Raw genomic sequence first — 20517 nt, 5'->3', positions numbered from 1 at the left:
TTAAGAAAGGATGGTGACCTAGATGAATGGTGATCAAAACAAATTGATCGATACAGTGATGCAAGTCATTGAAGCTAGATCACATAATACTTTTAAGGTCGAAGGTAGCGGACAAGTTCCGGATGTTGAAGTATTTTTGGAAAACCAAAAAATTGTTATTTCATCTCTGGATCTTTCCTTGATTCATCATCTCAATGATTTTGATATTCATGATCCTTGGGTCGATTGGATTCAAAAAGGACTTAGTTATGATGTTGAATTTGAAATGAGATTAGGATTTTTAAATTTACAGTTGTTGCCTTGGAATTTAGTCGTTAAAACGCCGTTTTCATTTGTTAGTAAAGATGGTAAAACAATAAATGCAATTGGACGTAAAGCTATTACTCGAAATGACGTAATGTTTTTAACACCTGGTAGTTATTTATTGAAAAGTCATCACCAAATCATTACGGCCTATGCAAACGAAGAATTATATTCCAGAAAGATAGAAACAGTGGAAAGGACTGAAGAAAATGTACATGGGAATTGTGGTTGGTAGTGTTGTTTCAACACAAAAGGCCCATTCGTTGGTCGGTAAGAAATTAATGATCGTTCAACCAGTCGATAGTTCAAAAAATCCGGTACGTTGTGAAGAGGTGTCGATTGACACCGTCGGAGCAGGTATTGGAGAAGCTGTTCTATTAGTAAGAGGTGCGGCTGCTAGAATTTCCGACACCAAGAACGGTCCAGTGAGAAATGAGGCCAGCGATTCAGCAATCGTCGGAATCATAGATCGATTTGATAAGTAGAGGAATTTATTATGGGAATTTATACAAAAAAAGGTGACAAAGGTAAAACTTCTCTGTATGACGGGACACGTGTTAAGAAATATTCTTTACGTGTTGAGACATATGGTTCAGTTGACGAATTAAATAGCCAATTAAGCGTTGCTCAAAAATTTTGTAAGGATCCAAAGAATTTTCAACTTTTGGATTTAATTCAAAATAATCTATTTCTCGTTGCTGGAGAACTGGCAAATGAGGATGCCGAGAGTTTTTACCAACATAGTAAAGCAATCGGTAAATCTGATACCAAACTACTTGAAAATGTTATTGACGAATATACGGCTAAATTGCCCGTTTTGCATGAATTTATTTTGCCAGGGCGGAGCGTGGCCGGCGCACATTTACATTTGTGCCGTTCGGTCTGTCGGAGAGCTGAAAGACTGATCGATCATCTTAACGATGAAGTCACGATCAGACCAGACGTTCTCAAGTACGTGAACCGTTTATCAGATTTTCTATACATCTTAGCTCGAGATGAAGATTATGTTGATCAAATAGAAGGCTTAGTTGATAAAGTTCTTGATAATTATAAGAAAGAAGTGAATTAACGATGACACCAGAGAATATTTTTGTGAAAATACAAAGTTCAATCAAAAATTCTGATGGCACTTCAGCTTTTGACAGACATAATCTCCAAAAAGCTTTAGATGCCGGAGAAAAAAAGGCAAATGATATGAACGTCGGAGTCACAATGTGCATCACCGATGCATATGCACAACCGATCCTGATGTATCATATGCCAAATGCAAATATGGTCAGCTTAGAACTTGCTCCGAAAAAGGCTTGGTCAGCTGTCTCAATGAAAATGCCTACTAAAGATATTAGTGATCAGATTCAACCAGGTGCACCTTTGTATCAAATGGGTGGCATGTTGGATGGTAAATTAGCTTCATTCGCTGGAGGTAATCCTATCATCGTAAATAATCAGATCATTGGATCAGTAGGAGTAAGTGGCGGTGCTGTTGAAGAAGATCAAGCAGTCAGTTTAACAATCGTCAACTATATTTTGGAAGGACTTAAATAATGGATAATTTAGAAGATAAAATCAGAAGCATTTTAACTGAAGAACTACAAAATGCCGGTGCATCCAGCTCAAATGGTGTATCGAATGATTCTGGTGAGAACGGTATTTTTGATAATGTTGACGATGCAATTGCAGCAGCTAAGGTTGCTGAAGATTCATTTATCGATGCTTCAATTGATACTAGAAACCAAGTTCTCGATGCGATTAAAACAGGTTTTAAACCTTACATCGAATGGATGGCAAAACAAATTAAAGAAGAAACAGGTATGGGTACTGTTGATGCAAAGATTGCTAAATTGAACAATGCTTTATACAACACACCTGGACCAGAAATTTTACAACCGGAAGCTGAAACAGGTGATGGTGGTTTGATCATGTACGAATATGCACCTTATGGTGTAATTGGTGCAGTTGGTCCTTCTACTAACCCATCTGAAACAGTTATTGCCAATGCCATCATGATGTTGGCCGGTGGTAACACAGTATACTTTGGTGCTCACCCTGGTGCTAAGAACATTACTCGTTGGACAATTGAAAAGTTGAATGAGTTTGTTTATCAAGCAACTGGTCTTAAGAATTTGGTTACTGGTATCAGTGAACCAACTATCGAATCAGTTCAAAGAATGATGAAACATCCTGATATTGCCGCACTTTCAGTTACTGGTGGTCCTGCCGTTGTTCATCAAGCAATGACATCAGGTAAAAAGGCTATTGGCGCCGGTGCTGGTAATCCTCCAGCTATCGTTGATGCTACTGCTGATATTGATTTGGCAGCTCACAATATCGTAACTTCAGCTGCTTTTGATAATGATATTTTATGTACAGCCGAAAAAGAAGTTATCGTTGAAAAACCTGTCAAAGATCAATTGATCCAAAAGATGGAAGCTGAAGGTGCCTTCATGGTTACTAACAAAGCTGATATCGACAGAATGATAGACATGACTATCAATAAGAATGGTACTCCCAACCGTAAGTTTGTCGGTAAAGACGCAACCTTTATTCTTGATGAAGCTCATGTTTCATACACAGGTACACCAAAGATCATTATCTTGGAAGCTGACAAAGATCATCCATTTACACTTACAGAAATGTTGATGCCAATTGTTCCTATTGTTTGTTGCCCTGATTTTGATAGCACACTGAAGACTGCTTACTACGTTGAAGGTGGTAATCACCATACTGCCTCGATCCACTCAAATAATTTAGTTCATATCAACAAAGCTGCTCACCGTATGAACACATCGATTTTTGTTGTTAATGGTCCAACCTTTGCAGGTACTGGTGTTGGTCATACAGGTGCTTCAGCCTTGACAATTGCTACACCTACTGGTGAAGGAACTGCTACTGCCAAGACTTATACTCGTCGTCGCAGATTGAATTCACCACAAGGATTTTCATTAAAGTCATGGAACTAAAAAAGGAGTGTAAATAATGGTAGTAGATTTCAGTTTAAAGCCACATATTATTTCCGGCAAAGACAGTCTAGACACACTTGATGCCATTAAAGATCAAACAATCCTAATGGTTTGTGATCCATTCCTTGACGGAAGCGAAGAATTAAATAAAATACGGAGTCATGTTCATGCTAAAAATCATGTCGAAGTATTTTCCGATGTTAAACCTAATCCACCGTTAACAAATATCATTGCTGGGGTACGTGTCTTTGAAAAAATTGTCCCAACAATCATCATTGCTGTTGGTGGTGGTTCCGCTATTGATACTGCCAAAGGGATTCGTTTCTTTGGAGAAAAGGTTACTAATAAGAAAGTTAATTGCTTCATTGGTATCCCAACAACAAGTGGTACAGGTTCAGAAGTAACTAATACAGCGGTTATTACAGATGAAAAGAATAATGTTAAATTTCCAATCATGGATGATTATTTGACACCAGATATTTCCATCTTGTTCCCTGAATTAGTTATGAGTGCACCAGCTTCAGTTGCTGCTTATTCTGGGTTGGATGTTTTGACACATTCATTGGAATCATTGGTAGCAAAAGATGCTAATTTGTTCACTGAAGCCTTCTCAGAAAAGGCAATGGGTGTCATTCTTGATGATTTAGTCGAAGTTGTCATGAAACAACCTGATAATTTCGAGTTGCGTAAGACAGTTCACGAAGCTTCAACAGCTGCTGGTATGGCCTTTAATGCTGCAGGCTTAGGATTCTGTCATGCGATTGCTCATCAACTTGGAGCAATCTTCCACGTGCCACATGGGTTAGCTTGTGCAATGACATTACCATATGTTGTTGAATATAATGCAGAGCACAGTGAAACAGCGCTCCATAAATATGCGGCTGCTGCACGTAAATGTGGTCTCGTTGGCAATGGTGCCGGCGACAAAGTAGCCGTTAAGAAGATTGAAAGAACTATTAATCAAATGATGTCAGAAATGAATTGTGCTAAATCATTACGTGCCTTTGGTGTTGATCACAATGAAGCAGTTAAGGAAACTGATCGTGTGATCGAATATGCTAAAAAGGATGCCACATTCCCTGGCAATCCTGTTGTACCAAGTGATGATGATTTACGTGCTGTTTATCAAAAGGTAATTGGTTAGTTAATTTTTTTAGAAGTGGATGGGATAACATGGTATCAAAAATTTTAGCAATAAATTCCGGAAGTTCATCTTTGAAATTCAAATTATTTGAAATGCCCGAGGAAAAGCTGATCGTCAAAGGTCTAGTCGATCGGATTGGTCATCATGACGCTGTTTTTGAAGAAGCGTTCGATGACACTAAGCAAAACAAGACCCTCGATGTACCTGATCATGATGAGGCAGTTAAATTAGTCGTTAATAGTTTATTGAAAAATAAAATCGTTGACGATTTGAATGAGATCAAAGGTGTTGGCCACCGTGTTTCTAATGGTGGTGAAAAATATGAGCAGTCAGTTATTGTTAACGATGATGTTGAAAAGACGATTGATAAATTGTCGTCATTATCACCCTTACATAATCCAGTCAATCTCTTAGGCATCAAAGCCTTCGATAAACTATTGCCCGACACACCTCAAGTTGCGGTTTTTGATACTGCTTTTAATTCAACGATTCCACCAGAAAATGCCCTTTATGCTTTGCCATATAAGTATTATGAAAAATATGGTATTAAACGTTTTGGTTTCCACGGACCAAGTCATTTATATATGAAAGAGAGAATTTATGACTTATTCCCTAATGCTTGTTCAAAAATTATTAGTTGCCATTTAGGCAATGGTGCTAGTATCTCAGCCATCAAGGATGGTAAGACGATTGATAATTCCATGGGCTTTACACCGTTAGCAGGATTGATCATGGGAACTCGTTCCGGAGATTTGGATCCACAGATTGTTCCCTTCCTTCAGGAAAATGAGAATCTGACCTCCGCACAAGTTAAAGATGTTCTTAATAAACAATCAGGATTGTTAGGAATATCCGGAGTTTCCAATGACCTTCGTGATGTCGAAAAAGCTGCTAAGAGCGGTAATGAGCGTGCGAAATTAGCTATTAAAGCCTTTGTCCATCGGATCCAAACTTACATTGGTTCTTATATTGCTGAGTTGGATGGTGTTGATACCATCGTGTTTACTGCTGGAGTCGGGGAACACGATGCTAATATCAGAGATGCCGTCATTAAAAATTTCCACTATGTTGGTGCAGAAGTGGATCCAGAACGAAATAAGAGTAGTGAACTAGTCATTAGTTCAGACAACAGCAAGGTAAACATTGCTGTTATCCCGACTGATGAGGAAATAGTGATTGCTCGCGATGTATTTAGATTAGTTTAGCTAGGATGAATAAAATGACAGAACACAACGGATTGAGAAGAGTTATACAAGAATCGGTACCAGGTAAACAAATTACACTTGCTCATGTGATAGCCATGCCCAGTGTCAAAGTTTTAAGAAGCATTGGGGTTGATGAAACTGACGTCTCTATTGGTATAATTACTATAACGCCGCCAGAGGCTGCAGCAATTATCTCTGATATTGCCAGTAAATCAGGTGCGGTTAAGATTGCTTTTATCGACCGTTTTAGTGGTTCGGTTGTTTTAACTGGGGATGTCAGTGCTGTTGAAGCTTCATTACGAAAGGGTATCGATGCTTTGCATCAAAACCTGGGCTTTGATATTCCTGAAATAACAAAATCATAAAATAAAATGGTCACACTTCTTTTAGTGTGTCCTTTTATTTTTTATGGGGTGTTTTATGAATAAACTAATCAAAAATTTTGTTTTGAGCGTCAATGAGCTGACGATCATGTTCTATCTTTTCAATACTATTTTTATTGCTTTGATTTTTAATAATCCTTTTATTACTGTGACTGAATGTTTTTTCTTATTAGTCATGGGCTGGTTGACCCGTCGAAAGAAATTTGGAAATTTCTTGAAGGCATCGTTGTTCATTTTTATTTTGACGATGTTATTCAATTTAGTGATCAATCAAAATGGGACCAATGTGTTACTCAGAATTCCATATGTGACCGTAAGTGTTCAATCATTAACGAATGCGTTTATTTTGGGAATTTCATTTATGAATATTTTATGGTCATTTTATTTATATGATGCTTTGATGCACACCAAATTAATTTTCGAAATCTTGTCCAATCTTTTCAAAAGTATAGCCATTATTTTCATCTTGACGGTTAAATTTATTCCCAAGATCGTTGATATTTTTAACGACGTTCGGCAATTGTATAAATTCCGTAATTCAAGTCCCACAAGTGATAGCGGATTCATTCAACGGATGAAAGAAACAATGAATTTGAATCAAATCGTCTTAGATAAATCGATTGCTAACTTTATGAACATGTCTGACGCATTGATAAGTAAAGGGTACAATCAAAGAAGGCAAAGTTTTGTACATGAAACTAATAAGTTAAGCGATATCATTTTCCGGTCGGTTATTTTTATTTCTCTGGTATTCAATTTGATAATGATGACCAGAGGCAACGGTCAAGTTGATTTCGGTTCAGGAACGGTCAATTTTAAGTTTGATTTCTGGATTGGCATGATCATCGTGCTTAACTTTATTAGCATTGTCTATCCTTTAATGATTGGAGAATTTCATTACTTATGGTGGAAATCGTTCGTTTCTCGGACTACAGCTTCAAGTACTCTAACAGCTCGAAATTATCGTTAAATAAAATGAATTTGACGATCAACAAAGGCGATTTCGCATTGATCATTGGCAAGACTGGTAGTGGAAAGAGCACCTTATTGCGACAATTAAAGCCTGAATTAGCATTAGGGAAAGCTACTGCTGGTGAATTGACGTTGTTTAATGGTCACAATGATGATGATTTCAGCCGGGTAGCTTATATTTCTCAGTTTGTTGATAATCAAATGGTGACGGAGACGGCTCGTGACGAGTTTCATTTCGTTTTAGAAAATTTAGGTATGCAGCCTGATCAAGTTCACTCAAAAATTGCTGAGATTGCTAGTTATTTTGATATCGTTAATCTTTTAGATCTTAAAGAAGCTGAGTTGTCTGGTGGGCAAAAGCAGATCGTCAATTTGGCGGCAGCTCTGATTCTTGACCCAGATATCCTATTATTGGATGAACCAACTTCGCAACTTGATCCAATAACTTCAGAAAAGTTTTTGCGTTTAGTAAAAAAAATCAACGATGATTTAGGAATCAGCGTTGTCTTAGTTGAACATTCTTTAGAGCAAGCTATTTTTTATGTTAATCGGATGTTTGTGATCGAAGATGGTCAAATAATTTTAGATCAGCCTACAGACCGAGCGTTACGTGACTTGTATAAACACGATGGTTATCGAGAATATCTACCTCAATTGGATCGCTTGTTCTTAGAAAATCAATTGGACGAGATTTATCCGACCATTCAATTACCCTTAAATAATCGTCGGATGGATGGATTATTACAAAATCAGGTCGAATATTTGAAATATCGGGACCACGTTACGAAACAACATAATCCAACAAGTGAAGCCCTAAGAATAAAAAACTTAACCTTTAGATTTGATTTCAATGCTCGCAATATTTTAGATGATTTGAACTTCACTTTAGAAAAGGGACGCTCGTATGCAATCCTTGGACCTAACGGGGTGGGTAAGACCACACTTTTGAGAGTCCTCACGCATCAATTGTCCCAACTTAATGGCCAAATTTATTTGAACTGTCATAAAATCAAAAAATTCGGCAAAGAATTTTTAGAACAAATTTTTATTCTGCCACAAAATCCAGCTTTGTTGTTCTTGACGGATACAGTCAAGGGCGAGATCGAGTATCAGTTGAAACAAAAGGATCCCGAAACAACTGAATCCGAAACTACAGAATATTTAACTAAATATCATTTAACAAATTTAAAAGATACGAATCCTTACGATCTCAGTGGTGGTCAGCAAGAATATTTAGGATTGGTCATCGGATTGATCAAAGATCCCACAATCTTATTTTTAGACGAACCCACCAAAGGACTGGATCCCAATATGAAAAAAAGTGTCGCCCAGATGTTGCAGCAATACCAAGCATCAGGGGGAACAATACTTGCCAGTACGCATGATGTGTTGTTTTCTACAAAACATTTTGATTATGTTTGTCTGATGTTCGATGGGAAATTAGGAGATTTCGAAACACCAATCAACTTTTTCCCCGAGAAGTATTTTTATACAACTGAGATCAACAAGGCCGTTCGGGATTACTTTCCCAAAGCCTTGATATGGGAGGATATCATCAATAATGAATCGTAAATTGTTAGTTCTATTACTATCTTCGGTCGTCATCCTGGTTTTATTAGATGCTCTCGGTAGCAAAAATTATTTGTTGCTTTCGTTTGTTTTTCTAGTGGTAACGATGGGAGTTTACTTCTGGAAGTTTGAAAGCTCGGGGAAGAACTCTCGAGAAGTGGTGTTTATTGCCATCATTTGCGCTTTAGCAGTTGCCGGAAGGATTGCTTTAGCAGCATTTTCATCATTAAAGCCAGAAATATTTATCTTGATTTTAGGCTCATTAGTAAGTGGACCTGAAACGGGATTTTTAATGGGAAACATTATCGCATTAGCATCAAATATGTATTTTGGTCAAGGTGCCTGGACTCCATGGCAGATGTTTGCCTTGGGGATTTTGGGTATCATTTCCGGATTAATGGCCAATAAGAATGTTTCCCGCTGGTTGTTAGTTATTTGGGGATTTGTTTCAGGATTTCTATATGGTTGGATCATGGATATTTACTTTATCCTAGGATATGTTAAACCAATCACACCTAAGAGTGTAACGGCTGCAATTGTTGCAAGTGTTCCCTTCGATGGAACTCATGCGATCTTTACCGCTGTCTTGTTGCTCTTTTTAGGAACGGCCTGGATCAAGATCTTCAAGCGTTACAAGGTTAAATATGATTTATTTAACCAACAAGTTGAATAGCAGGAGTAATTATTATGAAAAAAGCTTTCTTAGTTGGGGCAGTCGGTTGTGGTAAGACTACCTTCAAGCAAGTCATGATGAATGAAAAAAGAAGTTATGATAAAACTCAAGCCATTGAATTTTTTAATAATCTGATCGACTCCCCAGGTGAGTTTACTGAGCATCGCCGAATGTATTCGGCCTTGAATGTAACAGCCAATTCATCTGATCTAGTCGTAATGATGCAAAGTGTTTCTGATCATCGACAGATCTTTTCACCCGGTTTTGCTAGGATGTTTCTAAAACCAGTCAGTGGAGTGGTCACTAAAATCGATCTTGCCAAAGACGAAGGTGATATCGAGTTTGCCAAAGATCAATTGATCTTAGCTGGTGCTACCAAGATCTATTACATTTCTAATGTTGAAGATCCTTCACCAGAAAATGAGATTCAGCAATTGATCGACTATTTGAAGGAGGATGTAGTCAAAAAATGAAACCATCAGAAAAACAATTGCTTGATGACATCACTTCCTTTATTTTGGCAGCCAATAAGTATGTTCATCAGCACTTATATTCGATCAACGATATCAGGACCAAGTCAGGAGAATACGACCTAGTAACTAGTATCGATGATGAGGTCGAGCAAATGCTCGATCAAAATATCCGTGAGCATTATCCTGAAGCAGTCATCATTGGCGAAGAAGATGCTCAAAAGGATTACGACCAGATTGATTCTGGTCTGGTATTTTTTGTCGACCCGATCGATGGGACTCTAAACTTGGTCAAAAAACACGATTGCTTTGCCATTATGATCGGTGTTTATTACGACGGGCAACCAGTCTGCTCAGGCATCATGGATGTTATGAATCAAAAACTTTATTGGGGTGGTATGGAGACTGGTGTCTATTGCAATGATAAAAAATTGCATCCAGCAGTCGATCAGTCTTTAAAGGAAGGTTTAGTCGGTGTTTCATGGCGTCAATTCTTACGGAATGCCTTTGAAGAGATCCGGATCGCTAAAAATAGTGCTGGTATCAGAGTCATGGGTAGTGCCGGATTAGAGTTCGTTGAAGTTATCACTGGAAAACATATCGCTTATTTAGCTACTTTGAATCCTTGGGATATCGCTGCTGGCAATGTCTTGGTTCAAGCCTTAGGCTATAAGATCACTAACGTAAGCGGTAATACCATCAATTTGAAAAAGGTCAACCATATAATGGTAGCTAATGACCAAACATATCGCGATATGAGAAAAATCCAAACTTATTAGTGGAGTGATTATATGAAAATTTATACCCGGACAGGTGATCAAGGAAAGACCAGGATCATTGGCCATGATGTTTTGTATAAATCAGATAAACGAGTTCAATCTTATGGAATGGTCGATGAATTGAATTCCTTTGTTGGTTTGACGATTGCCGATCTTTCAGACAAGACCAAAGTTTTCGCAGAAGAATTATTAGAAGTTCAACAATTGTTGTTCGATTGTGGCTCTGATCTTGCCAAGTCTCCTAACCAGACCAAACGTAAATTCGTCTTCACGGCTGATAATAAGGCCACGGAATGGTTAGAGAATCGAATCGATTTTTACACTGAGAAATTACCCAAGGTCCAAAAATTTATTTTACCTGGTGGCTGTAAAACAGCTGCTGATTTACACGTTGACCGTACTGTCACCCGCAGAACGGAGCGGTCGATCGTTGATTTGATGCAGGATGAGCCAATAAATCAAGAAGTGTTGAAATTTATCAACCGATTGTCAGACTATTTCTTCACACTATCAAGATACGCCAACGTATTAGAAGAAGTTGAAGAAGTTTCCTATCGTAACAGTCGCATCATTTTTCGTTAAAGAGGGACTAAGGGGAGAGATTTATGAATAATACAAGAATCAAAAAATTAACTTTTACCGCCATTATTTTAGCGTTGTGTATCATCGGCGCCAATATCAAACTGATGGGTTCAGTCGCTTTAGATTCGTTTCCAGCCTTTTTTGGAGCAGTCGCTTTAGGACCAGTCGCCGGAGCTTTCTTAGGTTTGTTCGGACATTTATTCTCAGCAATGCTATCAGGATTTCCACTGACTCTACCAGTTCATTTGATTATTGGTTTTTGCATGATGATCACTATGGCAGTTTACGGTTTTATCCGTCGCGGGGGACGCAGTATGAAATGGCAATATATTATCTTGTCTGACGTCGTCGGATATATTTTGAACGTACCACTAGAATTAGTTTTACTTTATCCGATCTTGAAACAAACCGTTTACGTCTATTTCGTACCACTAACGATTGCATCAATTGTCAATATTATCATCGCCGAGGTCGTTTACATTTTATTGAAGTCACGTTTTCCAAGAATCATCAATCTATTCAGAAGTGAGGAAGGAAATTAATGTCGCAAGTACAACACGGTGGGTATGGTCGAGAATTAGCATCATCAGTTCCAATCATTGATTTTAGCGCCAACATCAATCCGCTCGGCACCCCAGATAAATTGATTCAAAGTATTAAGAAATCATTATCCAATTTGATTTATTATCCGGATGTTAATTATCGATCATTGCGTAAAAATCTTGGTCAGTTATATCACTTTGACCCTGAACAGATCTGGATCGGTAACGGGTCAGTTGACTTGATTTTTAATATTATTGAAGTTTTGCAGTCGAAAAATGCTTTGCTGTTAGCACCAACTTTTGGTGAATACGAACATGCCTTCACTAAGAGTGGTGCCAAGGTGGAACATTTTTATTTGTCTGAGCAAAATAATTTCCAACTCGACATCAACGTTTTGATCGACACATTAAAGGTCAACCACGATATCGACACGATTTGTCTCTGTAATCCCAATAATCCTACGGCTACGATGGTCAATACTTATCAGTTACGTCAATTGGCTAACTATTGCAATGACAATGGGATCTGGTTGATCATCGATGAAGCTTTTAACGATTTTATCAGCGATAAAGAAAAATATAGTTTTGTCCAGGAGCTACAAGATGATGACTCAGTCATTATTATCAAGTCATTAACAAAGTATTACGCCATTCCCGGACTACGCTTAGGGATGGCTCTTTTGCCCAATAAATATTTTGTTAATACCCTGATTGACTACTCCGAACCCTGGTCCGTCAATACTTTTGCCGCTGAATTGACACCAGATGTTTTCAACGACCAAGACTATGCTTTAAAGACTTCCCAATGGTTATCATCCGAGAAAGCGTATTTAGAAAAAGAATTATCAAAGATACCTCAAATCAAATTTTTCCCATCAGCTGTAAATTATTATTTATTAAAATATCGAGAAAAAGATCTATACCAAGAATTATTGAACAAGGGTATCTTGATCAGGAATTGTGATAATTATGTTGGTTTGACCAAGGGGTATTACCGGATCGCAGTTAAGTCACATTTGGAAAATCGACAACTGATTGAAAAGCTCAATGAGTTAATGGGGAGTTAATTATGAAAAAATTTTTGATTGCCGGAGCTACCTCTGGTGTAGGTAAGACCAGTGCCACGCTAGGAATAATATCTGCACTCGTCGAAAAGGGCTATTCGGTCCAACCTTATAAGATTGGACCAGATTATGTCGATACAAAATTTCATACACGGGTTTCTGGGCATGCTTCGAGAAACATTGATGATTATTTGATCCCCGATGATGATACATTGAAATATTTGTTTGAAAAAGATACTGAAGATATCGATCTCGGTATCGTAGAAGGAGTCATGGGCCTCTATGATGGTTTAGGTAGCGATAAAGATGCTCATTCGACCGCTGCTTTAGCAAAAAAATTACATTTGCCGGTAGTTTTGATCGTGTCAGGCAAATCTATTTCGACTTCAGCTGCTGCAGTGGTCAAAGGTTTTGTTGAATTTGATCCAGAAGTAAATATTGCTGGTGTCATCATCAATAACGTTATGAGTGAGAATCACTATCAATTGATCAAAGCTGCGATTTCTCGTTATTGTCCGCAAGTCAAAATCTTCGGTTATATGAAATTTGATCAAACACTGCAACTACCATCGCGCCAATTGGGATTAGTTCCTGATCAAGAAGTCCATTCGGTGGATCAGAAAATCGCGGGTCTAGCTAAAATAGTTCAACGAAATATCGACCTAGAAGAGATTTTGAAAGTCGCTAGTGATGAAAAATTGGATTATCAAGGGACTTTTTCTAAGGAGATACGAAAATTAAAAGTTAATCCGATCACGATTGGACTGGCTCAAGATGATGCTTTTAATTTTTATTATCGAGATAACTTAGAACTTTTGAAGGACTTAGGAATCACATTAGTCTCCTTTGGTCCGACCAATGACCAACAACTACCTAAAGTAGATGCACTCTGGTTTGGTGGTGGCTATCCAGAGGAACAAGCTGATAAATTGGCAGCTAATCTTCAGATGAAACAACGGATCAGAGAATTTGCCAAAGAAGGTAAGCCAATTTACGCCGAATGCGGTGGGCTAATGTATTTAGGTAATGATTTAGTGACCGACAATGGCGATGATCACCAAATGGTCGGGATCTTCAAGGGAACTAGTCAGATGACACAGCGTTTAAAGAAATTTGGATACTGCCAAGCAATCCCTCAACAAGATTGTTTTATCGGTCTTAAAGATTCCAAAATTTACGGTCACGAATTTCATCATTCAATCTTCACGCCTGATCCGCAACAGGGTCCAACTGAGATATTAACGATGCAAAAGTATCGTGATGGCAAACTAGCTAGCCAGTGGACTGGTGGTTATCAGTTTGAAAATACCTTTGCTAGTTACCTCCATATTCATTTTTACCAAAGCCCACAACTTGCTAAAGCTATTTTTTCGTCGTTAGGGGTTATTTAAATGAAAGTTGTGATTATGACTGTAGTTGGTTTTGTACTGGATCTGATTTTGGGCGACCCATATAGTTGGCCACATCCGGTCAAATTCATGGGTAAGTTGATCGATAAAATTGATAAGAAAATCGAGTCTCATGAGCATAGTGCCAAGAGTCAAATTCATTTGGGCTTTTTGATGTGGTTAATTGTGATCGTTGTTACTGCAATTATTTCCAGTTTGATCATGTACTTAGCTCATTTTTACGATTGGTTGTATTTGCTCGTTGGTTCATATTTGGCCTATACGACTTTGTCGATCAAGGGACTGGCTTTTGAAGCTCGCAAGATCATCAAATCTTTGCAAAAAGATGATATCAAAACTGCCCGTTATCAGTTGTCGATGATCGTTGGGCGAACAACTGATGATTTATCAGAAGAAGAGATCAGCAAGGCAACGATTGAGACGATTGCTGAAAATACTAGCGATGGCGTCATTGCACCATTATTTTATCTCGTCATCGGTGGCCCAATCTTAGCTTTGATATACAAGGCCATCAACACTTTAGATTCAATGGTCGGTTATAAAAACGATCGTTTTAAAAATATCGGTGAGGCTTCAGCTCGGATCGACGATATTGCGAACTTTATTCCTGCCCGTCTGACTTGGCTGTTGATGACTTTAGCGACGTTTTTGATGCACTTAAATTTTAAAGAAGCTTGGCAAGTGGGTCGTCGAGATCACAACAAGCATCGCAGTCCTAACAGTGCTTATCCAGAATCAGTCGTAGCTGGGGCATTGGACCTCCAACTTGGGGGACCACATGTTTACTTTGGTGATGTGGTCGATAAGCCATATATTGGCAACGATTCAGGTAAGACTGCCACAGTCAAAGATATTCAAAAGACTATTCAGATACTTTATGTAACCGCAATTATTACATTATTATTATTTATTGCCATTAGACTAATTTTTGTTTAGGAGAAACTATGAAAGATAGAAAATATATTAAAATCCCCAATAAAATTACCGATAAAAGTTTTGAAATGATCCAAGACGAGATCGATGAGAAACATCCCGGATATCAGTTCAAATCTGATATCGAAGCTGCCATCATCAAGCGAGCCATTCATACTACAGCCGATTTTGATTATTTGAATACATTGAGTTTCAAACAAGACGCTATCAAAAAAGTTAAACACGTTTTGACACACAAAGGAGCAATCTACACTGATACAACCATGGCTTTATCAGGTATCAACAAACGAAAGTTGGATGAATTAGGTGTCAAATATCATTGTCTTATCGCTGAACCAGAAACCTTCAAAATGGCCAAGGAGAAAAGTATTACTCGTTCAATGGCCGCAATCGAGTTGGCAGCTCAAGATGAGACGGAGAAAATGTTTGTCGTTGGTAACGCTCCGACTGCTTTATACAAAATTATTGATATGCAGCAAGCAGGCAAGCTCGATGCAGCTGTAGTCATTGGTGTCCCAGTTGGCTTTGTTGAAGCTAAGGAAAGCAAGGTCGCTTTAGATGAAAGCGAGATACCTTCAATTGTCAATATTGATCGTAAAGGAGGCAGCAACTTAGCGGCAGCATTAGTAAATGCTATTTCTTATAATTTGGATCTGATCGAAGGAGATTAAACTGATGGTCGAGAAAAATGAGCAAGATTACGTTTATTACAACGGGAAAAGATTACGAAAAGGTTATACGACTGGAACTACTGCAACGGCAGCGTCAGTGGCAGCTTTAAAAATTTTATTGTCGCAGGAACCATTGGAAGAGATCAGTGTCAATGCAGCCAATGGACAAACAGCTGAATTTCATTTAGAAAGTGTTGAATTTGATCAAGACAAGGCAACCGTCGGGATCAAAAAAGACGGTGGCGATGATCAAGATGCTACCCATGGGATGATCGTTTATTCGACTGTCAATCTACGTGACGATGATCAGCTGACGTTAGACGGCGGTAAAGGAATTGGTCGCGTGACCAAGAAGGGTCTGGCCAATCCTCCAGGGATGGCAGCAATCAATCCAGTCCCTAGAAAGGTTATCAAGCAAGCGGTCCGAGAAGTTTTAGGTAAAGACCGTGGAGCTGATGTGGTCATTTCAGCTCCAGAAGGGGTCGATATCGCCAAACTAACTTACAATCCCAAATTAGGTATTGTTGGTGGAGTTTCGATTTTAGGGACGAGTGGCATCGTGACACCAATGTCTGAAGAAAGTTGGAAGCATTCTATTTCAATCGAGATGAATATCCATCGCGAACGCGGTGACGAAGATATTATTTTGACACCGGGTAATTATGGTGAAGATTTCACTAAGAATGTTTTGCAATTGCCAATGGATAAACAAGTTCAAATGAGTAATTTTGTCGGTTACGTTTTGCATGAGGTTCAGCGCCTTGGTTTCAAACGTTGTCTGATGGTCGGAGATCTTGGTAAATTCATCAAGGTCGCTGGAGGGATTTTTTCGACGCACAGTAAAGATGCTGATGCTCGAGCTGAGATCATGGTGGCCAACTTAGCACTTTTAGGAGCTCCACAGCAATTGATCAATGATGTTTACAACAGTTTAACGACTATTTCGATGGTTGATTATATTGACAAAGCAGGTTATCAAAAAGTTTATCAGCAAATTGTTGATCGAATCAAATACCGTTCGGAGAAACTTTTAGCTCACAGAAAACCAGAAGTTGCTATCGATGCGGTGATTTTCTCGGGACAAAAATTTCTGGCTGCGACAGATGACCTAGATCATTTAAAGGAGAGCTGGCGATGATTACAGTTACGGGTATCGGACCTGGTGCAAAAAATTTAATGATCCAACGAGTCTTTGATGAAGTTGAAAAGGCTGACTTGGTGATCGGTAGTAAACGTCAATTGGCTCTGTTTGACTTGCCGGAAGATAAATCGATGGTTTTGCCTAAACTAATGGTTTTAAAGGATTTCTTGTTAAAAAATCAGACACAGAGAATCGTTTTATTGGCTTCAGGAGATCCTTATTTATACGGTATCGCCAATTGGCTCAAGCGAGAGATCTCAAATCAAGAGGTTACGGTAGTTCCTGGTATCAGTTCGATTCAATATTTATTCAATCGGGTCGGCATCGCTATGAACGACAGTTATTTGACTAGTAGTCATGGTCGGATACCTGATTTTGATTTCTTATTGCAACACGAAATTATCTGTATGGTGACCGACGATAAAATTGGCCCGTTTCAAATTGCTCAAGAAATCAAAAAACGAGGCCAACATCGTCAAATCGTTATTGGCGAAAACCTGAGTTATCCTGATGAAAAAATCACTCGAACAGATGAGAATTCAATCTCGGATCGAGAATACAAAATGAATGTGGTGTTGATAACAAATGAAAGATGATGAATTTATTCGTAATAAGGTACCAATGACAAAGGAAGAGGTTCGGGCAATCAGTCTCGATAAGTTACATCTTAGTGATAAAAAGACCATGCTCGATATTGGTTCGGGTACTGGTAGTGTCAGCATGCAAGCGGCACTTGAGTTCCCACAATTGCAAGTTGTTGCAATCGAAAAGAATCCTGATGCGATTCAAATAAATCAAACGAATCTAAAACATTTCCAGATCGAAAATCTGCAATTGATCAAAGGGGATGCTCCTAAGGATCTGCCAGAAAAAATATTTGACAGTATTTTCGTTGGTGGTTCTAGCGGTGAGTTATCAGGCATCATTGATTATGCTTATCAGCATTTAGAAAAATCAGGTCACCTAGTACTGAATTTTATTCTGAATGAGAATGCCACGACGGCAATCGATTACTTAGAGAAATCATCGTTCACTGATCTAGACGTTATTCAAGTGGCTGTTTCTAAGTGGTATCACTTAGGACCAGGACATTATTTCAAACCACAAAATCCAACTATCATTATTAGTGCAAAAAAGGGAGAAGATTAATATGGCAATCGTAAGTTTCGTAGGTGCGGGCCCTGGAGACCCAGATTTAATCACATTGAAAGGCTATAAAAAATTGCAGGCAGCTGACGTGATCATTTACGCTGGTTCACTAGTCAATAAGCAACTCTTAGACTATTGCAAAAATGATGCTGAAATATATAACAGTGCTGAAATGGATCTTCCAGAGATAATTGATTGCATGGATAAGGCAATCAAAGCTGATAAAGACGTTGTCCGCCTACAAACAGGTGACTTTTCAATCTACGGTTCAGTTCGTGAACAGATCGAGGAAATGAAGAAAAGAGATATCCCATTTGATTTTGTTCCCGGCGTTAGTTCTTTCTTAGGTGCCGCTTCGCAAATGGGCGTTGAATATACTGTTCCCAAAATCTCTCAAAGTGTTGTCATCACTAGAATGGCGGGTCGTACTCCAGTCCCTGAACGTGAATCTATTCAATCATTTGCTAAGCATCAAACATCAATGATCATCTTCTTATCTGTTCAAGGTGTCAGAAAAGTTATCCGTCAACTACTTGAAGGTGGTTACCCAGAAGATACCCCTGCAGCCGTTATTTATAAGGCTACTTGGCCAGATGAAAAATTAGTCAAAGGAACTTTAGCCGATATCGGCGATAAGGTCAAAGAAGCGCATATTACTCGTACAGCATTGATCATGGTTGGTAAATTTTTAGGTGATGAATATAACTATTCGCATTTGTATGATCCAACATTTTCAACTGGATTCCGTCAAGGTAAGAAAAATGTTAACTAATGATCCATCCATCGCTATCGTTTCAATTACCAATGCTGGTACGAAAATAGGTATACAGATTAAACAAGCACTTAAAAATCTCTTACAAGTTCATTTATACGCACCTGAGCGTATTTCTAATAACCAAGTCGATCACTCGATTGCTAAAGGTGAATTTACACCGACAGTTCAACAATTGTTCAAACAAGTTGACTGCTTAATCATGATCATGGCCACTGGTATCTCCATTAGGACGATTTCGCCGGTGATCCAAGATAAGACGACTGATCCAGCCGTCTTAGTGATCGATGAATTAGGCCAACATGTGATCAGCTTGTTATCAGGCCACGTTGGTGGTGCAAATCAATGGACTCAAAAAATTGCTGAGATCTTAAAAGCTGATCCAGTCATCACTACTGCAACTGATACTGAGAAAGTTGCTTCGCTGGATCTATTAGCTAAGAATTTGCATGCTTGGTATCCAAATTTCAAAGAAAATACTAAGTTGATCAATCGTAAATTAGCTGAAAAAGAACGAGTTTATTTATACATAGAAGACTACTTTTTGCCAAAAGTCCACATGCTCAAGGGCTTCACAATCATAACAAAAAATCAAATACCTGAAGCTACAGACGCTCCCGTAGTAGTCGTTTCAGACCAAACTGATTTTGACAAGCAAGTGAATACCATTCACGTTGTTCCAAAGCTCAATGTGCTTGGTGTAGGATGTCGAAAGAACGTTACGTGCGAAATGATGCAAACAACTTTTGCAATGTTTATGAGTATCAATCATCTGGCTTGGTCATCGATCAATACAATTTGTTCGATCGACTTGAAGAAAAATGAACCCGCGATCCAATATTTAGCTAAGACTTTAAATGCCCAAACGGAATTTCATTCAGCAGAAGAACTTTCCGTGGTCGATGTTAATTATCCTTCGTCTGAGTTCGTTAAAAAAACGGTCGGTGTAGGTAATGTTGCTTCTAGTTCTGCCAACTTTGTTAGTGGCAATATAGTTGCTATCAAACAATTTACTGGCAAGGAAATCACTATGGCCATGAGCCATCAATAATGGAGGAAATTCATGTTATACGTAGTAGGAATAGGACCAGGTTCACGAGATTTAATGACTCAAGAGGCTATTGATGCCATAGATAAGTCACAAGTTATTGTTGGTTATAAGACATATTTAAATATCATTTCAGATATGATTGGTGACAAACCGACGATCAGTAATGGGATGCGTGGTGAGATCGAACGTTGTACCCAAGCTATCGAGGAAGCTGAAAAGGGCCAAGATGTTGCCATCGTTTCCAGTGGGGATTCAGGAATCTATGGTATGGCAGGATTGATCTTAGAATTGATCGACAAAAAAGAAAGCTCAGTCAAAGTTAAAATCGTTCCCGGTGTGACTGCTAGTATTGCAGCAGCTGCCAAGTTAGGTGCTCCATTGATGAATGACTTTTGTCACATTAGCCTTAGCGACCATATGACTCCTTGGGAAGTTATCCAAGAACGAATCGATGCTGCGGCTAAATCCGATTTTGTCATTTGTCTCTACAATCCAAGAAGTCGCGAACGTCCAACTTTATTAAGAGAAGCCTTGAATATTATTACGAAATATAAATCAGAAGATACAGTCGTTGGTATCGGTAAAGATGTTGCGCGTGAAAATGAGATTGAGAAAATCACGACCATCAAAGATCTTGATGAGACTGAAATCAATATGACAACCATCGTCATCGTCGGTAATCAACACACTTATCAATCAGGTGACAAGATGATCACACCAAGAGGATACGAAAAGAGGATCTAGC

Annotated in this window: 25 protein-coding genes; all 25 read left to right on the top strand. The window is 38.6% G+C overall.

What is annotated here, in order from left to right; all coding sequences use genetic code 11:
• Positions 1-22: 22 nt before the first annotated feature.
• From pduM to cobJ, 25 genes are read left to right on the top strand one after another with little or no spacing between them, the layout of a single operon-like run.
• A complete protein-coding gene (gene pduM / locus FC27_RS02135; RefSeq protein ID WP_010624093.1) occupies positions 23-538 on the top strand; it encodes a PduM family microcompartment protein in 516 nt (171 codons plus the stop codon).
• A complete protein-coding gene (locus tag FC27_RS02130; RefSeq protein ID WP_010624092.1) occupies positions 519-788 on the top strand; it encodes a EutN/CcmL family microcompartment protein in 270 nt (89 codons plus the stop codon). The genes pduM and FC27_RS02130 overlap by 20 nt, the downstream gene beginning before the upstream one ends.
• 11 nt (positions 789-799) lie before the next feature.
• Positions 800-1372 (top strand): cob(I)yrinic acid a,c-diamide adenosyltransferase, encoded by a 573-nt coding sequence (locus FC27_RS02125; protein WP_010624091.1) that lies wholly within the window; start codon positions 800-802, stop codon positions 1370-1372.
• Between the two features lie 2 nt (positions 1373-1374).
• Positions 1375-1848 (top strand): GlcG/HbpS family heme-binding protein, encoded by a 474-nt coding sequence (locus tag FC27_RS02120; RefSeq protein ID WP_010624090.1) that lies wholly within the window; start codon positions 1375-1377, stop codon positions 1846-1848.
• On the top strand, positions 1848-3263 hold the full coding sequence (locus FC27_RS02115) for an aldehyde dehydrogenase family protein (RefSeq protein ID WP_010624089.1): 1416 nt from the start codon (positions 1848-1850) through the stop codon (positions 3261-3263). The genes FC27_RS02120 and FC27_RS02115 overlap by 1 nt, the downstream gene beginning before the upstream one ends.
• Positions 3264-3279: 16 nt before the next feature.
• Positions 3280-4407, top strand: a complete 1128-nt coding sequence (locus tag FC27_RS02110) for an iron-containing alcohol dehydrogenase (RefSeq protein WP_010624088.1) — start codon at positions 3280-3282, stop codon at positions 4405-4407.
• A gap of 29 nt (positions 4408-4436) precedes the next feature.
• On the top strand, positions 4437-5612 hold the full coding sequence (locus FC27_RS02105; protein ID WP_010624087.1) for an acetate/propionate family kinase: 1176 nt from the start codon (positions 4437-4439) through the stop codon (positions 5610-5612).
• Between the two features lie 14 nt (positions 5613-5626).
• Positions 5627-5977 (top strand): BMC domain-containing protein, encoded by a 351-nt coding sequence (locus FC27_RS02100; RefSeq protein WP_010624086.1) that lies wholly within the window; start codon positions 5627-5629, stop codon positions 5975-5977.
• Between the two features lie 55 nt (positions 5978-6032).
• Positions 6033-6965, top strand: coding sequence for an energy-coupling factor transporter transmembrane component T (locus tag FC27_RS02095; RefSeq protein WP_010624085.1), 933 nt, complete (start codon positions 6033-6035; stop codon positions 6963-6965).
• The gene (locus tag FC27_RS02090; protein WP_056938062.1) at positions 6899-8539 is read left to right on the top strand and encodes an ATP-binding cassette domain-containing protein; all 1641 of its coding nucleotides are present in this window, start codon (positions 6899-6901) and stop codon (positions 8537-8539) included. The genes FC27_RS02095 and FC27_RS02090 overlap by 67 nt, the downstream gene beginning before the upstream one ends.
• Positions 8529-9209, top strand: a complete 681-nt coding sequence (locus tag FC27_RS02085) for an ECF transporter S component (RefSeq protein WP_010624083.1) — start codon at positions 8529-8531, stop codon at positions 9207-9209. Before FC27_RS02090 ends, FC27_RS02085 begins: the two co-directional genes overlap by 11 nt.
• A 14-nt stretch (positions 9210-9223) precedes the next feature.
• Entirely contained in the window at positions 9224-9682 is a 459-nt protein-coding gene (locus tag FC27_RS02080; RefSeq protein ID WP_010624082.1) for a EutP/PduV family microcompartment system protein, read from the top strand.
• Entirely contained in the window at positions 9679-10458 is a 780-nt protein-coding gene (locus FC27_RS02075; protein WP_010624081.1) for an inositol monophosphatase family protein, read from the top strand. The genes FC27_RS02080 and FC27_RS02075 overlap by 4 nt, the downstream gene beginning before the upstream one ends.
• A gap of 12 nt (positions 10459-10470) precedes the next feature.
• On the top strand, positions 10471-11040 hold the full coding sequence (locus tag FC27_RS02070; protein WP_010624080.1) for a cob(I)yrinic acid a,c-diamide adenosyltransferase: 570 nt from the start codon (positions 10471-10473) through the stop codon (positions 11038-11040).
• 23 nt (positions 11041-11063) lie between these two features.
• Positions 11064-11582 carry an ECF transporter S component gene (locus FC27_RS02065; protein ID WP_010624079.1) on the top strand — a complete coding sequence of 173 codons (519 nt, stop codon included), beginning with the start codon at positions 11064-11066 and terminating at the stop codon, positions 11580-11582.
• Complete coding sequence (locus tag FC27_RS02060; protein WP_010624078.1) at positions 11582-12649, top strand: pyridoxal phosphate-dependent aminotransferase; 1068 nt, start codon at positions 11582-11584, stop codon at positions 12647-12649. Before FC27_RS02065 ends, FC27_RS02060 begins: the two co-directional genes overlap by 1 nt.
• A 2-nt stretch (positions 12650-12651) precedes the next feature.
• Positions 12652-14037, top strand: coding sequence for a cobyrinic acid a,c-diamide synthase CobB (locus tag FC27_RS02055; RefSeq protein WP_010624077.1), 1386 nt, complete (start codon positions 12652-12654; stop codon positions 14035-14037).
• Positions 14038-14991 carry an adenosylcobinamide-phosphate synthase CbiB gene (cbiB, locus tag FC27_RS02050; protein ID WP_010624076.1) on the top strand — a complete coding sequence of 318 codons (954 nt, stop codon included), beginning with the start codon at positions 14038-14040 and terminating at the stop codon, positions 14989-14991. It abuts the gene before it with no gap.
• An 8-nt stretch (positions 14992-14999) separates the two neighbouring features.
• Positions 15000-15659, top strand: coding sequence for a cobalt-precorrin-8 methylmutase (locus FC27_RS02045; RefSeq protein WP_010624075.1), 660 nt, complete (start codon positions 15000-15002; stop codon positions 15657-15659).
• Between the two features lie 4 nt (positions 15660-15663).
• Entirely contained in the window at positions 15664-16797 is a 1134-nt protein-coding gene (gene cbiD / locus FC27_RS02040) for a cobalt-precorrin-5B (C(1))-methyltransferase CbiD (RefSeq protein WP_010624074.1), read from the top strand.
• Positions 16794-17396: a cobalt-precorrin-7 (C(5))-methyltransferase gene (locus FC27_RS02035; RefSeq protein WP_010624073.1), complete on the top strand. Its 603-nt coding sequence runs from the start codon at positions 16794-16796 to the stop codon at positions 17394-17396. Before cbiD ends, FC27_RS02035 begins: the two co-directional genes overlap by 4 nt.
• Positions 17386-17949 carry a decarboxylating cobalt-precorrin-6B (C(15))-methyltransferase gene (locus FC27_RS02030; RefSeq protein WP_010624072.1) on the top strand — a complete coding sequence of 188 codons (564 nt, stop codon included), beginning with the start codon at positions 17386-17388 and terminating at the stop codon, positions 17947-17949. Before FC27_RS02035 ends, FC27_RS02030 begins: the two co-directional genes overlap by 11 nt.
• A gap of 1 nt (position 17950) precedes the next feature.
• On the top strand, positions 17951-18721 hold the full coding sequence (locus tag FC27_RS02025; RefSeq protein WP_010624071.1) for a cobalt-precorrin-4 methyltransferase: 771 nt from the start codon (positions 17951-17953) through the stop codon (positions 18719-18721).
• The gene (locus FC27_RS02020; protein ID WP_010624070.1) at positions 18711-19772 is read left to right on the top strand and encodes a cobalt-precorrin 5A hydrolase; all 1062 of its coding nucleotides are present in this window, start codon (positions 18711-18713) and stop codon (positions 19770-19772) included. Before FC27_RS02025 ends, FC27_RS02020 begins: the two co-directional genes overlap by 11 nt.
• A 12-nt stretch (positions 19773-19784) precedes the next feature.
• Positions 19785-20516 carry a precorrin-3B C(17)-methyltransferase gene (cobJ, locus tag FC27_RS02015; protein ID WP_010624069.1) on the top strand — a complete coding sequence of 244 codons (732 nt, stop codon included), beginning with the start codon at positions 19785-19787 and terminating at the stop codon, positions 20514-20516.
• Position 20517: the final 1 nt, after the last annotated feature.

It is taken from the genome of Companilactobacillus versmoldensis DSM 14857 = KCTC 3814 (assembly GCF_001434295.1).
Classification (GTDB): Bacteria; Bacillota; Bacilli; order Lactobacillales; family Lactobacillaceae; genus Companilactobacillus; species Companilactobacillus versmoldensis.
This window is presented reverse-complemented; position numbering and strand designations above follow the sequence as displayed.